This window comes from Algoriphagus halophilus, from assembly GCF_041729275.1.
In the GTDB taxonomy this organism is placed as follows: Bacteria; Bacteroidota; Bacteroidia; order Cytophagales; family Cyclobacteriaceae; genus Algoriphagus; species Algoriphagus halophilus_A.
Map to the genome: position 1 here is coordinate 669,752 of NZ_CP146486.1, position 14,388 is coordinate 684,139.

The window sequence follows — 14,388 nt, forward strand, 5'->3', positions numbered from 1 at the left end:
ATAGCCTGCTATCTTAACATATCATTATTTCAACCCAAATACCATGGACGCAGGCTTAGAATCAAAGATTTTGTCTCAGGGAATGAATCCTGAAGTTGTTCAACAACAAATTAGCCATTTTGAAAATGGCTTTCCTTTTTTACAAATAGTAGCACCTGCCACTCCTGAGAACGGCATCAAAGTATTAAGTGAAAAGGAATTATCCCATTTTAAAAACACTTACCCCGAAAAGGCTTCCCAAATAGAAGTGGTCAAATTTGTTCCAGCAAGTGGCGCAGCTTCGAGGATGTTTAAAGATCTTTTTGCATTTCTGGAAGGAGATGGAGATATAAGCAAATCTGCCTTTGTTCAGAAATTCATGAACAACATCGAAAAGTTTGCCTTTTATGATGATTTGAATGAGGCCTTACAATCCCAGGGAAGTAGTATCAACCAAAAACTGGACAGCAAGGATTATAAAGGAATTTTAGCCGCATTGCTAGACGCTGATGGTTTGGCTTATGGAAGCCTTCCAAAAGGCTTATTGAGATTCCATACCTACCCTGATGAGCGCAGAACTCCGGCACATGAACATCTGATCGAAGGGGTTCAGTATGCAACCGGAGCTGGGAATACGGTGAAGATTCATTTTACAGTATCGCCTGAGCATGAATCAAAATTCAAGGCGGAGATCGCATCGATCTTACCTAAACTGGAAAAAGAATACGGAATCAATTTCGACATCAGTTACTCCCAACAAAAAAAGTCTACGGATACCATTGCTGTCAATATGGACAATACGCCGTTTATGGAAGAGGATGGTAGTATTCTGTTTAGACCTGCAGGACATGGGGCTTTGTTGGAAAACCTAAACGATATATCTGCTGACCTCATTTTCATAAAAAACATTGATAATGTGGTGCCTGATCGATTGAAAGGAGATACCAAAGATTACAAAATGGCCATCGGAGGACTCTTGCTGGAAATTCAGGAACGGGTTTTCGAAGCCTTGTTGAGATTAAAGAACCAACAGGATGATGCCGCTGTCAGCCATGCTGAACATGTGCTAAAACACCATTTAGGAGTTAAATTCCCAACCTCCTATGATGGCAAATCTTTAACAGAAAAAGCAGCTTATTTAGAGTCTAAATTGAACAGACCACTGAGGGTATGTGGAATGGTGAAAAACACTGGGGAACCAGGAGGAGGACCATTTTGGGTGAAAGAGGGGGATGGATCACTTTCTTTACAGATTGCAGAAACTGCTCAGATAGACTTAAATGATCCTGAAGCTAAGAAGCATTTCCAGGGATCTACCCACTTTAACCCGGTAGATTTAGTCTGTGGTACCAAGGACTTTGAAGGCAATGATTTTGATTTATTAAAATACCGGGATATGATGACCGGATTTATTACCGAAAAGTCAAAAAGTGGAAAAGAGCTAAAAGCATTGGAATTACCGGGACTTTGGAATGGAGCCATGGCCGGATGGAATACCTTGTTCGTAGAGGTTCCAATCATCACCTTCAATCCGGTAAAAACTGTCAATGATTTACTAAGAGACGAACACCAATAAAAATAATGAAGTCAGAAGTCAGAAGTATGAAAAATTCATACTTCTGACTTCTGATTTTAGATTTATGCTTTTTTACCTGCGTACAGATCATATTTCAGAAGTCGGCAATCAATGGTTCCATTCCAGAACTCAATCCTTCTACTGGCCTTCAACCCTACTTTTTAGCCAACTCCATATTACCTGTAAAAATATAACCTCTGTATCCTGCACATTTCTGCTTCATATAGTCCCCCATCCTTTTATAAGTCTCTTCCAGTTCCAACGACTCTCCAAGTCTTTGCCCATATTCAGGATTGAAAATCACCACTCCCCTGGGTCGTTCTGGGATCTCTGTCTCTGCAAAATCACAAACCTGAAACTCAATCATATGATCCACTCCGGCCACGATGGCATTTTCCTTGGCAAAAGCAATTGCCTGTAATGAAATATCAGAAGCGATGATTTTCACTTCAGGGACTTCCATGATTTTGTTTTCCAATTTTCTCTTTTTGGCCAAAAATGCTTCTTCTTGATACCCTAAAATATATTGGAAAGAATAATGGTCACGATACAAACCAGGGTATCTTTTGGTGGCCATCAAGGCTGCCTCAATGGCCAAGGTCCCTGAACCGCACATGGGGTTGACAAATGGTACGCGGGTATTCCATTCCGTCGCATAAATAGTAGCCGCTGCCAAGGCTTCCAACATAGGGGCTTTGCCTGGGATTTTCCGGTATCCGTGTTTGGCGATCGTTTCTCCAGAGGTATTGATATACATGGAAGCCTGCCTGTCTTTCCAGTATAGTTGTAAAACCAATCCTTGAAAATCAGATCCTGAATCGGGTCTTCTTCCTGTTTTTCCCTGAACCGATCCACGATGGCATCCTTCACCCGAACATTCACAAACATAGGATTATTGATACTCTCGTTGTCCACAACCGAATTCACGGAGAAATATCCATCTACATCTAAAAACTCTTCCCAAGGAATTGCTTTAATCTTTCGATAGATATCGTCTGCATCTTGCAGGTAAAAGGATTTAATCTCAAAAAGTACTTGGGAGGCCGTTCTTAAATGGAGATTCAGATCCATACACTCTTCCAAACTGGCCTTAAGTTCTATCCCTGTCCTGGATATGGATTCAGGAACAAAGCCCAGTTCACGAACTTCCTTCTCGAGGTAGGAGGCAAAACGATCTTTACAAGTAATAAATACTTTTCCTCTTTGGTCAAAATCAAGCATGCGCAAAAGTAAGAAAGTTCATCCGATTCTTAATCCATTCAAAAAACTGAACTTTCATTCATCTTATTTTTCAACAAATACTCGCAAACGTTTGCGTAAATTGGACACTATCGAAGTTGTTCGGAATGCTTGAAATAAGGAATTTTAACCAATCCCAAAAATTAAAATTTATGAAAAAAATAAAAACCCTTTTCATCTTGTTGCTATCTGGTGTCACTTTAATTAGTTGTGCAACGGAGCCAAAAGTAGAAGATGATTGGAGAGACCTGTTCAATGGTAAGGATCTTACTGGTTGGAAACCGGTGGCTGGAACGGCCACATTTGAGGTGGTTGATGGTGTTATAGAAGGTTCCGCTGTAGCAGGTTCGCCGAATACTTTTCTAATCACTGAAGAGACATTTGGAGATTTTATTTTGGAGTTGGATCTAAAAGTAGAGCATATGACCAGTAATTCAGGGATCATGGCCCGTGGCCAATTTGATCCAGCAGGAAGAGATGGGAAAGGATTGGTATATGGGTATCAGATAGAGGCAGACCCAAGCGAGCGAGCATGGTCTGCCGGAGTGTATGATGAGGCTAGAAGAGGTTGGTTATATCCTTTGGATCTGAACCCCGCAGCCAAATCTGCTTTCAAAATGGGGGAATTCAACCATTATAGAATTGAGGTCATCGGAGATGAAATCAAGACTTGGTTAAATGGCCAAGAAGTAGCTTACGTGGTAGATGACACCGATAAAACAGGATTCATTGGATTACAAGTACATAGCATCAGAAATCCTGAGGACGAAGGAAATAAATCCTATTTCAAAAATGTGAGAATCAAAACCACCAACCTTGATCCTCAACCATTTGACAAATCTATTTATGTGGTGAACAACCGATTGAATGAACTGACAGAATATGAAAAGAATACCGGTTGGAAATTACTTTTCAATGGACAAAACTCTGAAGGATGGAAAGGTGCTTACAAAGAAACGTTCCCTGATTTTGGCTGGTCCGTCAATGATGGGATTTTAACCATAGCAGCTTCTGACGGAGGTGAATCCACCAATGCTGGAGATATTGTCACGACGGAGGAATATTCTGCTTTCGACCTTGGTTTTGAATTCAAACTTACAGAAGGTGCAAATAGTGGATTGAAATATTTTGTTACCTTATCTGAAGGAAACTCTGGTTCTGCTATCGGATTGGAATACCAGATATTAGATGATGAAAAACATCCAGATGCTAAAATGGGAATTGCAGGTAATAGAACACTTTCCAGCCTGTATGACCTAATAACTGCTGAAAAACAACCTCGTTTCATCAAACCTATTGGAGAATGGAACAAAGGACGTGTGGTAGTAGAACCAAACAATCATGTCACTCATTATCTGAACGGGGTAAAAGTATTGGAATATGACAGAGGTTCCCAGGAATACAGAGATTTGGTTGCTAAAAGTAAGTATGCCAAATGGGACAATTTCGGTGAAGCAGATCAAGGTCACATTTTATTACAAGACCATGGGAATGAAGTTAGCTTCAAGAATATCAAGATTAAAACGTTAAAATAAGCCCAAAACGAACATGAAAAACAATAGAAGAGAATTTATCAAAAAATCTGCCGCGGCAACTGTGGGCCTTTCTGCTTTGGGAAGTCTAGGTTTTTCAGCCAAAAGTTATGGAAATATTATTGGCGCAAACGAGCGAATCAATGTTGCTATTGCGGGTTTAGGAAGGAGATTAGGAGCCTATTATGAGCCGATTAAACTTCCAAAAACCAATGTGAATTTGATGTATTTATGCGATGTCATGGAATCTCAAATGACCAAAGCAGCGCAGAACTTCTCCAAGCATATTGATTATCAACCCAAACTGGAAGGGAATATCATGAAGGTTTTGGAGGACAAAGAAGTGGATGCCTTAATCAATGCAACTCCAGACCATTGGCATGCGCCTGGCACTTGGTTGGCATCTGAGCGGGGTAAACATGTATATGTAGAAAAACCCTGTAGCCACAACCCCAAAGAAGGTGAGATTCTTATTGCGATCCAGAAAAAATACGGCAATGTCATTCAGATGGGAAATCAGCAACGGTCTGCACCCGAAAGTATTGAGATTATCAAAGCCATTCATGCAGGGGCCATAGGTAAAGTTTCCATGGCAAAAGCATTCTATAGTAATAATAGAGGTGCAGTAGTGAACCCCACTCCTACAGCTCCACCGGAAGGGTTGGATTGGGAAATGTTCCAGGGTCCCGCTCCTAGACGTGCCTACACCCATAATACCTGGGATTACAATTGGCATTGGTATGGTTGGGATTACGGAACTGCAGAAACTGGTAACAATGCCACCCATGAATTGGATGTAGCCAGATGGGCACTTCAGGTAAATTACCCAAGTAAAGTTTCAACCGTGGGCGGAAAATTCCATTTTCCGGAAGACGGATGGACCATGTATGACACATTGGAGTCTACCTATGAGTTTGAAAATGGAAGCGTAATTCAATGGGATGGAAAAAGTAGAAACGGATATAGCACCTATGGCTCAGATAGAGGAACCATCATTTACGGTTCAGAAGGATCGGTTTATGTAGATCGAGGTGGATACAAACAATTCGATCGATCAGGAAAACTGGTGAAGGAAAATTTATCTGCCAATAATGAGGGAGGTACCCAGTTAGGTGGTGGGGGTGATATGAGTACCATTCATGTGGCCAATTTCTTTGAAGCGATTCGAGGAACCGAAAAGCAGAATTCTACCATAGAAGAAGGTGCTGTGAGCACATTATTATGCCACTTAGCGAATATTTCTTATCGAACCGGTGAATCGTTGACTTGTGATCCATCGAATGGGCACATCACCAATTCTTCCAAAGCCCAAGCCCTTTGGTCAAGGGAATATGAAAAAGGTTGGGAGCCGCCAAAATTATAATTTCTCTAGTTTATTATTACTTAACACCTGTTATACTTTATATAATTTATAACAGGTGTTTTTTATTGTATAAACTACATTAAATCAATAAGTCAATAAAACATACTTTTTATTTTTATTTAAGCATCTACTAAACTCATTATTTGTAAAAAACACAAATAATTGAGCTAATTTTTAAAATTCATACCCTACCTCCAATCCTCTGATTTTTTGCCATTTATAATTGCGCAATCGATTGCGTAAATGTATCACTATACATGCTTGAATACATTCCTTTTTTACCATAATTTGATAATTAATTAATTCTAATAACCACGGATATTTTTTCTAACGGTTACTAGATATTATTCCTAAACCCTTTTTAACAACTTAAACCCCAAAACTATGAGGCCTAAATTTTACACTTACCTAATGGTAGTGCTGCTTTTGCTCTCGGGTGTAACACACACTTTTGCGCAACAAGCTCAAGTAACAGGTACCGTTCTAGATGAGACTGGTTTTCCCCTACCGGGAGTTACCATCTTGGTGAAAGGTACCACTAGAGGTGCAACCACCGATTTAGATGGAAAGTATTCGATCGCTGCATCTAGTAACGAAACCTTGGTTTTTTCCTTTATAGGATACACTCCAACAGAAGTATCTGTTGGAAACCAGTCAGTGATCGATGTTACACTGGATCCTGATCTAGCAGATCTGGAAGAAGTAGTAGTCGTTGGTTACGGTACTGCTAAGAAAAGTCAATTGACAGGAGCAATTTCATCTGTGGGATCCAAAGAGATCCAGGAATTACCAATTACAGATGCTAGACAAGCTTTACAAGGTAGAGCTGCAGGTGTGGATGTCACTCAACCAGGATCTAAGCCCGGATCAGCACCACAGGTTAGAATTAGAGGTAGAAGATCCTTCAACGCCTCCAATGAACCTTTATACGTGATTGATGGAATTCCAGTAGTGGGCGGATTAAATGATATCAACCCTCAGGATATCACATCTATGGAAGTTTTAAAAGATGCATCTGCAACAGCTATCTATGGTTCTAGGGGATCAAATGGGGTTGTTTTGATCACCACAAAAAGAGGGAATAAAGGCAAAACAATCGTTTCCGTTGATTCTTATTATGGTGTAAACAAAGAATTGGGAAGAATCGATGTATTCAATGGACCTGAATTCGCAGAATATAAAAGAGAATCCAGAAGAGCCAGTGGTGAATATCCTGATGGACCTGCCACTCCACAGGCCGATGAGTCCTTGTTTGAGCCTGTTGAATTAGAAGGCATTGCCTTAGGAAGAAGTACTGATTATGTAGGCGGTTTATTAAGAAATGGCGCTATTCAAAGCCATCAAGTGGGTGTAAGTGGGGGTTCAGATAAAACCACTTTCTTCGTTTCTGCTAACTACTTTAATGATAAAGGTGTTATTAAAAATCAAGATTATACCCGTTATACCTTCAGAGCAAATATTGACCACACTATCAACAAGAAAATCAAATTTGGTACCTCTACTTTGGTTTCCTTTAGTGAAAGAAATGGAGAAAACTTTAACCCACTAGGTGGTGCTTTGGCAGAAAACCCATTGGGTAAACCTTTTGATGACGAAGGAAACATCATCTTCTTACCTACTTCGGATGGTCTAAGAACCAACCCATTTGCTGAAATTGTACCGGGAGCTCAACAAGATTTGACCAAAAATTACAGAATCTTCAATAGCATCTTTGCCAATTATGAAATCATTCCTGGCTTGAATTACCGATTGGTATTTGGTCCAGATATCACCATTAGTAGAGCTGGAAGATTCACTGGATCCCAAACAAATGCAAGACGTGGTGGTGATGCTACTGGTAGCGTAAATGATGAATTCACATTCAACTATACGTTGGAGAACATCCTTACCTATACCAAGAGCTTTAATGAAAAGCATAACTTGAATATTACTGCTCTACAGTCTATTCAGAAAGACCGTTATGAGCAAACTACGGTAAGTGTTCAAGGTATTCCTGCAGAATCTCAATTATTCCATAGACTTGGGGACGCCTCTTTAATTACAGGTGCGAATACCAACTTGAGAGAATGGGCTCTTATGTCCTTCATGGGAAGGGTAAATTATGATTTCAAAAACAAGTACCTTTTGACTGCGACGTTGAGAGCGGATGGTAGCTCTAGATTTGGTGAAAACAACAAGTTCGGTTATTTCCCTTCTGTTGCTTTGGGTTGGAATATCCACTCAGAAAGCTTTATGCAAAATTCTTCCACTGTGGATCAGTTGAAGTTTAGAGTATCTTATGGATCCATCGGTAACCAAGCGATCAATCCATATCAAACTCAGGCATTGTTAGGTAGAACTTCTTATGCTTATGACAACACAGCGGCATATGGATACAGACCAAATACGATCGGTAATCCAGACTTACGTTGGGAATCTTCAACGACTTTCAACTTGGGATTGGATTTCGCACTATGGAAAAGCAGAATATTTGGTTCATTGGAATATTACATTACCAATACCTCTGACTTGCTGGCTCCACAACCACTACCAAATTCCACTGGATTCGGAGGATTTACCACAAACATTGGTGAAACTCAAAACCGGGGTCTAGAATTAACCCTATCTACCTTGAACATTGAAAAAGGTGATTTCATGTGGTCTACAGACTTCATCTTTAATAGAAACAGGGAAGAAATCATTTCCTTGCCTAATGGAGATGATATTTCAGCAGGAAGATTCATCGGTCAACCTTTGACCATCTTCTATGACTGGAATAAAATCGGTATTTGGCAAACATCCGAGACTGATCTAGCTACTTCATTTGGTGACAAACCAGGAGAAATCAAGATTGAAGACTTCAATGGAGATGGCAAAATCAATGCGGATGACAGACAATTCCTAGGTTCTGTGGTTCCTGATTTTGCATTGGGTATGACCAACCGATTCACGTACAAAGGTTTTGATCTTTCTTTCTTCTTGTATGGTAGATTCGGATTTATGATCCGTTCTCAGTTCCACACCAGCAACAACAGTTTGGCAGGAAGATATAACAACTTAGACATTGATTATTGGACTCCTGATAATCCGACCAATGAGTTCCCTCGTCCAAACGTGAACCAAGAAAGCGCCAAATACGCGAGCTCTATGCAGTATTTTGACGGATCATTCATCAAAGTGAGAAACATCAATTTCGGTTACAATTTCACTCCTGAAATGGTGAACAAAATCGGTTTTCAAAGCCTTAGAATCTACACTAGTATTCAACAACCATTCATTTTTGCAGAATATAGATCCAAGTACAAAGGGATAGATCCTGAAGTGTTTATGGATGGAGAACAAGGCGTTGCGGCAGGAACAGTCAATTCCAACGTATCTCCTGCGGTTACTTCTTTCACATTTGGTATTAATGCAAAATTCTAATCGATAATGAAAAAATTAGCAATAAAAATAAACACATGGGCTAAATCAACAGCCCTCCTAATTGGGATTTCAGCCATGTCCGCTTGTAGCGGATTCCTAGATGAGGATGTGGTATCACAAATTGGAAATGACTACCTCACCACGCCTAAAGGGCTCAATGATGGGGTAAATGCAGCGTACAGTACGATGAGAGCTTGGTACGGAACTGAAAGAGGTAATAACTTCACCATTTTCGGTACAGACACCTATACGAATGGTGCAGATGGTTCCTGGAAATTCATGAACACGTACACGAACCAGTTTGACTCTCAGAATGGTCATGTACGGCAATTGTGGGATGAGTTTTACGCAGGAATCAACACCTGTAATGCAGTAATTGATAGATCTGCAGAAGTAACAGGAGTACCTCAAGAAGTGTTGTTACAAAGAATTTCCGAGGCGAAGTTCATTAGAGCCCATCATTACTTCATCTTGGTTCAATTATTTGGTGGAGTGGACTTACAACTTTCCGAAACATCTGTTCCTACCAAAGAGGTGACAAGAGCATCGGTTTCTGCAGTATATGCTGCGATCATCCAGGATTTAGAAGAAGCTATTCCAAATCTGGAAGCAAAAGCAAAATCAACGGATTATGGTAGAGCAACAAGACCTGCAGCTGAGCACTTACTAGGTAGAGTCTATCTTACCAGAGCTACTTCGGAAGCTGGAGAAGCCTCAGATTTTTCCAAAGCAGAAACGTTATTTCAAAGTGTCATCGACAATTACGGATTCTCTTTATTACCGGACTTTGGAGATGTTCATGCATTTGGTAATGAAATCAATGATGAAGTAATCTGGTCTACTCAATATACCTATGATCCTTTGACAACTGGAGGAGGAAATAATGCACACGTATTCTTCTTGATGGAATATGATGTTCAGCCAGGGATGATTAGAGATACTGAAAATGGTCGACCTTTCAAAAGATATAGACCAACCGATTATACGTTGAATGTGATTTTTGCTGATCGTGAAAATGATTCTCGTTACTATAAATCCTATAGAGATGTGTTCCTTTCCAACAGACCAGGAACTTACAATACCACATTTGACAAGTCCAAAGAGACCGTAACTTTTGCTGCTGGTGATACCACGATGTGGCTACCAGGCTATAATATGCCTGAGTCAGAAAGAGCTAAATACCCTTATCAGGTTTTGACTCCGGAATTGTATACAGAGCGATTGTTTCCAGCACTTAGAAAACACATGGATCCAGGAAGAGCGGATAGAACTCAATTTGCAGGAGGTAGAGATTATATCGCCTTTAGATTGGCGGACACCTATCTTATGTTAGCTGAAGCTCAATTCCGTCAAGGTAAAATGGCTGCTGCTACTGAAAACATCAATATGGTCCGAAGAAGAGCTGCTTACCCAGGAAAAGAAGCTGCGATGGAAATCTCTGAATCTGAATTGACCTTTGAGTTTATCACCGAGGAAAGAGAAAGAGAATTAATCGGTGAACAAAGCAGATGGTTGGATCTTAAAAGATGGGGGATTTTGGTTGAAAGAGTGCGAGCTTATAATCCTCAAGGTGCCGACAACATCCAGGATTTCCACGTGTTGAGACCGATTCCTCAAAACCAAATAGATAGAGCTGAAGGCAATGCAAGTGCATTCCCTCAAAACCCTGGTTATTAATTGTTGATAGGGTTGTTAATGCAAAAAGCTGTTTCGAATTCGAAACAGCTTTTTTTATGGGTTTTTAGTAACAACTAAAACTATTCTGCCATCGTGGATGCACGAATCGTAAGCTTGGAAGGAAAGGTAATCACCTCATTTGGCAAATCAGGTTGATTGACTTTGGTCAACTTTTTCATCAGGATTTTAGCGCATTCCTCTCCTATACAACAAGCTGGTTGGGAAATGGTAGTCAACGAAGGATTTAACAAACCCGCAATCCCCATATTTGAAAAACTGATTACTTTCAAATCTTCTGGGATTCTCACATTAGCCTTTTTTGCCGCCTGATAGGTGGCCAAGGCTAATTTTTCTACGGAAGCCAAGATGCCATCTGGCCTGTTTTCTTGAGACAAAAGTTCTTTAAGAATCTCAATATTCCGTTCCTCTTTTTGACAGCAAACTTTGCTGAATTCAGGATTATGTTCAATCCCCGCCTCTTTCAAGGCAGCTAGAAAACCCCGATGTCTCTCTTTGGTAATCGATATATCCTCAGAAAGCATTAAAAAAGCAGGACGTTTACACCCCTGTTGAATCAGGTGTCTCGTCGCTTCTAAAGTACTCTGATAATCGTTTGTGATAAATTTAGTGGTAGGTATTTCACTACAGATTCTATCAAAAAACAAGATGGGCAAACCTCTGTCGTACAATTTCCTGAGATGTGAAATATCGCTCGTTTGACTTGAAACAGACATGACAATGGCATCTGCTCTTCCATTCAATAAAACCGAGACAATCTTTTTTCCCTCTCCACATCTTCGTGGGTACAATAAACCAGTAGATGGTATCCATGTTCCTGGGTGATCGACTCAATTCCATCAATCACTTGAGCAAAGAAATTGTTGATTCTCTCAGGAATAATTACGGCTATGGTTTTGCTTTTATTTTCCCTTAGACTCCTTGCAAAAGGATTGGGATGATAGTTCAGCTTTTCAGCCATACTTAAGACCTTTTTCTTGGTCTGCTCACTGATTTCGTAGCTATCATTCAAAGCTCTCGAAACCGTAGAGGGCGCTAGATTAAGCTCAGCAGCCAGCTCCTTTAGACTTATACCGGAAACCATCCTATAGAATTTATTTTGGGTTAATAGAAATTGGGCAATAAATTACAAAGGTTCCTTGGTATTCCCCTATCCCGCTTATATAAAATCGAAAACGATTGCGTATTTTCTTCCGAAATTGGTCATAAATCAAGGTAAATTGAAGTCTTTTAAACCCCTTAGGACCGAGCACCCCAGTTTATGCAAACAATAGAAACTCAACAAGCATTCTTGTCAGAAGATTTTCTTTTACAAAATAAGTATGCCAGTATACTTTATCACACGTATGCTAAAAATCAACCCATCATAGATTATCATAATCACCTCCCTCCTAGCCAAATTAATTCTAATCAAACCTTTGAAAATATTTCAAAAATATGGTTAGCCGGAGACCATTATAAATGGCGGGCAATGAGGACCCTTGGGATTTCTGAAAAATATATCACGGGAGATGCTACTGACCGGGAAAAATTTCAAAAATGGGCTGAAACTGTACCCTACACCCTAAGGAATCCTTTGTACCATTGGACTCATTTGGAGCTAAAGCGATATTTTGGAATTGAGGAATTGCTTACTGGTGAAAATGCGAATAGGATCTATGATCAAACCACAGAAATGCTGCAAGGTCAGGATTTCTCTACTTGTTCCCTTCTGAAGAAAATGAATGTGGAAACAGTGTGTTCAACGGATGATCCTACTGATACGCTGGAAGAACATGTACAATTCAGCAAAAAGAAAGCGATTTGGATTTGTATCCTGCATTTCGCCCAGATAAAGCCTATGCAGTAGAAAATTTAGAAACCTACAATCAATACCTGCTCAAACTCGGTGAATTAACCATTGGAAAGTTGATTCATACTTTTGAAGAATTGATTCAGGCCCTGGAAATGAGGGTACAATATTTTCATGAAAGAGGATGTAGGGTGTCTGACCATGGGCTAGAGCATTTGTCTTATTTCGAAAATGATCTTTCCTATGATATGGATGGATTATTGGAAATGCTTCGCTATGGAAACTCCTTGCTACCAGAGCAGGTAAGTTTCTTTAAATACCGAGTATTAAAAGAGCTTTCCAAAATGTACCATGCCAAAGGCTGGGTACAGCAATTTCACTTGGGTGCATTGAGAAACACCAATACCAGAATGCTTGGGGTACTAGGCCCTGACACCGGTTTTGATTCAATTGGTGACTTTGATCAGGCAAAAGCCTTGGCTCAATACCTCAATGCATTGGACTCCACCGATCAACTTTCAAGAACAATTCTGTATAACCTCAATCCGAGAGATAACGAAGTCTTGGCAACGATGATTGGTAACTTCAACGATGGATCTATCAAAGGAAAGATTCAATTCGGTTCAGGTTGGTGGTACATGGATCAGAAAGATGGGATGGAAAAACAAATCAATACCCTTTCCAACATGGGCTTGGTCAGTTGCTTTATTGGCATGTTGACTGATTCAAGAAGTTTCCTATCTTTTCCTAGACATGAATACTTCAGAAGAATATTATGTAATCTATTTGGGAAGGATGTAGAGAACGGAGAATTACCATGGGATGAAGCATGGCTTGGTAAAATCATTGAAGATATTTGTTATAAAAATGCCAAGAATTACTTTGACTTCCATCCAACTAACATCAAGTTTTAATTATGAGTAACACCATCTTTTCCCTAAAAGGAAAAAAAATAGCTTTCTCTGGAGCAACCGGAGTATTAGGCAAAACCATGAGTATTCACTTGGCCAAAGAAGGGGCTGACCTCTTAGTAATTGGCAGGACTCCGGCTAAAGTAGAAGAATTGGTAGCTGAAGTGATAAGCGAAGGAGGAAAAGCCTGGGGCTATATTGCGGATGTAACCAATGAAACTGACCTTGCGGGTATCGTAGCCCAAATTGAAGCAGATCATGGTTACATAGACATTTTAATCAATGCCGCAGGAGGTAATATGCCTGGAGCAGTCATCACTCCTGATCAAAGCTTTTTGGATTTAGACACCAATTCTTTGAAAAAAGTAGTGGATTTAAATTATTTAGGAACCGTACTACCCACCAAGGCATTGTTGCCACTAATGCTTCAAAAAAACAAAGGGAACATCCTAAATATCAGCTCTATGGCTGCAACGAGACCCATGACCCGAGTGTTGGGATATGCCTCTGCAAAAGCAGCTATTGACAATTTTACAAAATTTATGGCTGTAGAACTCTGCTCCAAGCATGGTCCGGGTTTTAGGGTCAATGCGATTGCTCCAGGATTCTTCTTGACTGAACAAAACAGGACCTTGTTAACGGAAACTGACAGAAGCCTTACGCAGCGAGGAAACCAAATAAAAACGCATACTCCGATGGCAAGATTTGGAAAGCCGGAAGATTTATTAGGAGCACTTCAATGGCTTTGCAGTGATGCCTCTGAATTTGTAACCGGAACCATTATCCCAGTAGATGGGGGATTCAGTGCCTATTCAGGCGTATAAGAAATTGTAAAAGCATCGGCAATTGCGCAAATTGTCCAACTCGAAATACCAAGTATTAACCTATAACCCTCAGCT

Annotated in this window: 8 protein-coding genes and 2 pseudogenes; 7 read left to right on the forward strand and 3 right to left on the reverse strand. The window is 40.2% G+C overall.

The annotated features are described in order from the left end of the window. Positions 1-43: 43 nt before the first annotated feature. The gene (locus V8V91_RS03590) at positions 44-1,555 is read left to right on the forward strand and encodes a DUF4301 family protein (RefSeq protein WP_373398800.1); all 1,512 of its coding nucleotides are present in this window, start codon (positions 44-46) and stop codon (positions 1,553-1,555) included. 62 nt (positions 1,556-1,617) lie between these two features. Here the strand turns inward: V8V91_RS03590 and V8V91_RS03595 are convergent. After that, positions 1,618-2,776, reverse strand: a pseudogene (locus tag V8V91_RS03595) (class I SAM-dependent RNA methyltransferase). A 170-nt stretch (positions 2,777-2,946) separates the two neighbouring features. Here V8V91_RS03595 and V8V91_RS03600 point away from each other — a divergent pair. The 4 genes from V8V91_RS03600 (at position 2,947) to V8V91_RS03615 (ending at position 10,768) form a co-directional block, all read left to right on the forward strand. Beyond that, positions 2,947-4,329, forward strand: a complete 1,383-nt coding sequence (locus tag V8V91_RS03600; RefSeq protein WP_373398802.1) for a DUF1080 domain-containing protein — start codon at positions 2,947-2,949, stop codon at positions 4,327-4,329. 13 nt (positions 4,330-4,342) lie between these two features. Beyond that, a complete protein-coding gene (locus V8V91_RS03605) occupies positions 4,343-5,689 on the forward strand; it encodes a Gfo/Idh/MocA family protein (RefSeq protein WP_373398804.1) in 1,347 nt (448 codons plus the stop codon). A 384-nt stretch (positions 5,690-6,073) separates the two neighbouring features. Continuing rightward, positions 6,074-9,091, forward strand: a complete 3,018-nt coding sequence (locus V8V91_RS03610) for a SusC/RagA family TonB-linked outer membrane protein (protein ID WP_373398805.1) — start codon at positions 6,074-6,076, stop codon at positions 9,089-9,091. 6 nt (positions 9,092-9,097) lie between these two features. After that, positions 9,098-10,768, forward strand: a complete 1,671-nt coding sequence (locus V8V91_RS03615) for a RagB/SusD family nutrient uptake outer membrane protein (protein WP_373398806.1) — start codon at positions 9,098-9,100, stop codon at positions 10,766-10,768. An 80-nt stretch (positions 10,769-10,848) separates the two neighbouring features. On the opposite strand, the gene V8V91_RS03620 is transcribed toward V8V91_RS03615, so the two are convergent. Beyond that, a complete protein-coding gene (locus V8V91_RS03620; RefSeq protein ID WP_373398808.1) occupies positions 10,849-11,577 on the reverse strand; it encodes a LacI family DNA-binding transcriptional regulator in 729 nt (242 codons plus the stop codon). Further along, the gene (locus V8V91_RS03625; protein WP_373398810.1) at positions 11,526-11,870 is read right to left on the reverse strand and encodes a LacI family DNA-binding transcriptional regulator; all 345 of its coding nucleotides are present in this window, start codon (positions 11,868-11,870) and stop codon (positions 11,526-11,528) included. Before V8V91_RS03625 ends, V8V91_RS03620 begins: the two co-directional genes overlap by 52 nt. Positions 11,871-12,047: 177 nt before the next feature. Between V8V91_RS03625 and uxaC the strand changes: the two are divergent. Both uxaC and V8V91_RS03635 read left to right on the forward strand, forming a co-directional pair. Further along, positions 12,048-13,492, forward strand: a pseudogene (gene uxaC, locus V8V91_RS03630) (glucuronate isomerase). 2 nt (positions 13,493-13,494) lie between these two features. Next, positions 13,495-14,313, forward strand: coding sequence for an SDR family oxidoreductase (locus V8V91_RS03635; protein ID WP_373398811.1), 819 nt, complete (start codon positions 13,495-13,497; stop codon positions 14,311-14,313). The last annotated feature ends 75 nt before the right edge of the window (positions 14,314-14,388 follow it).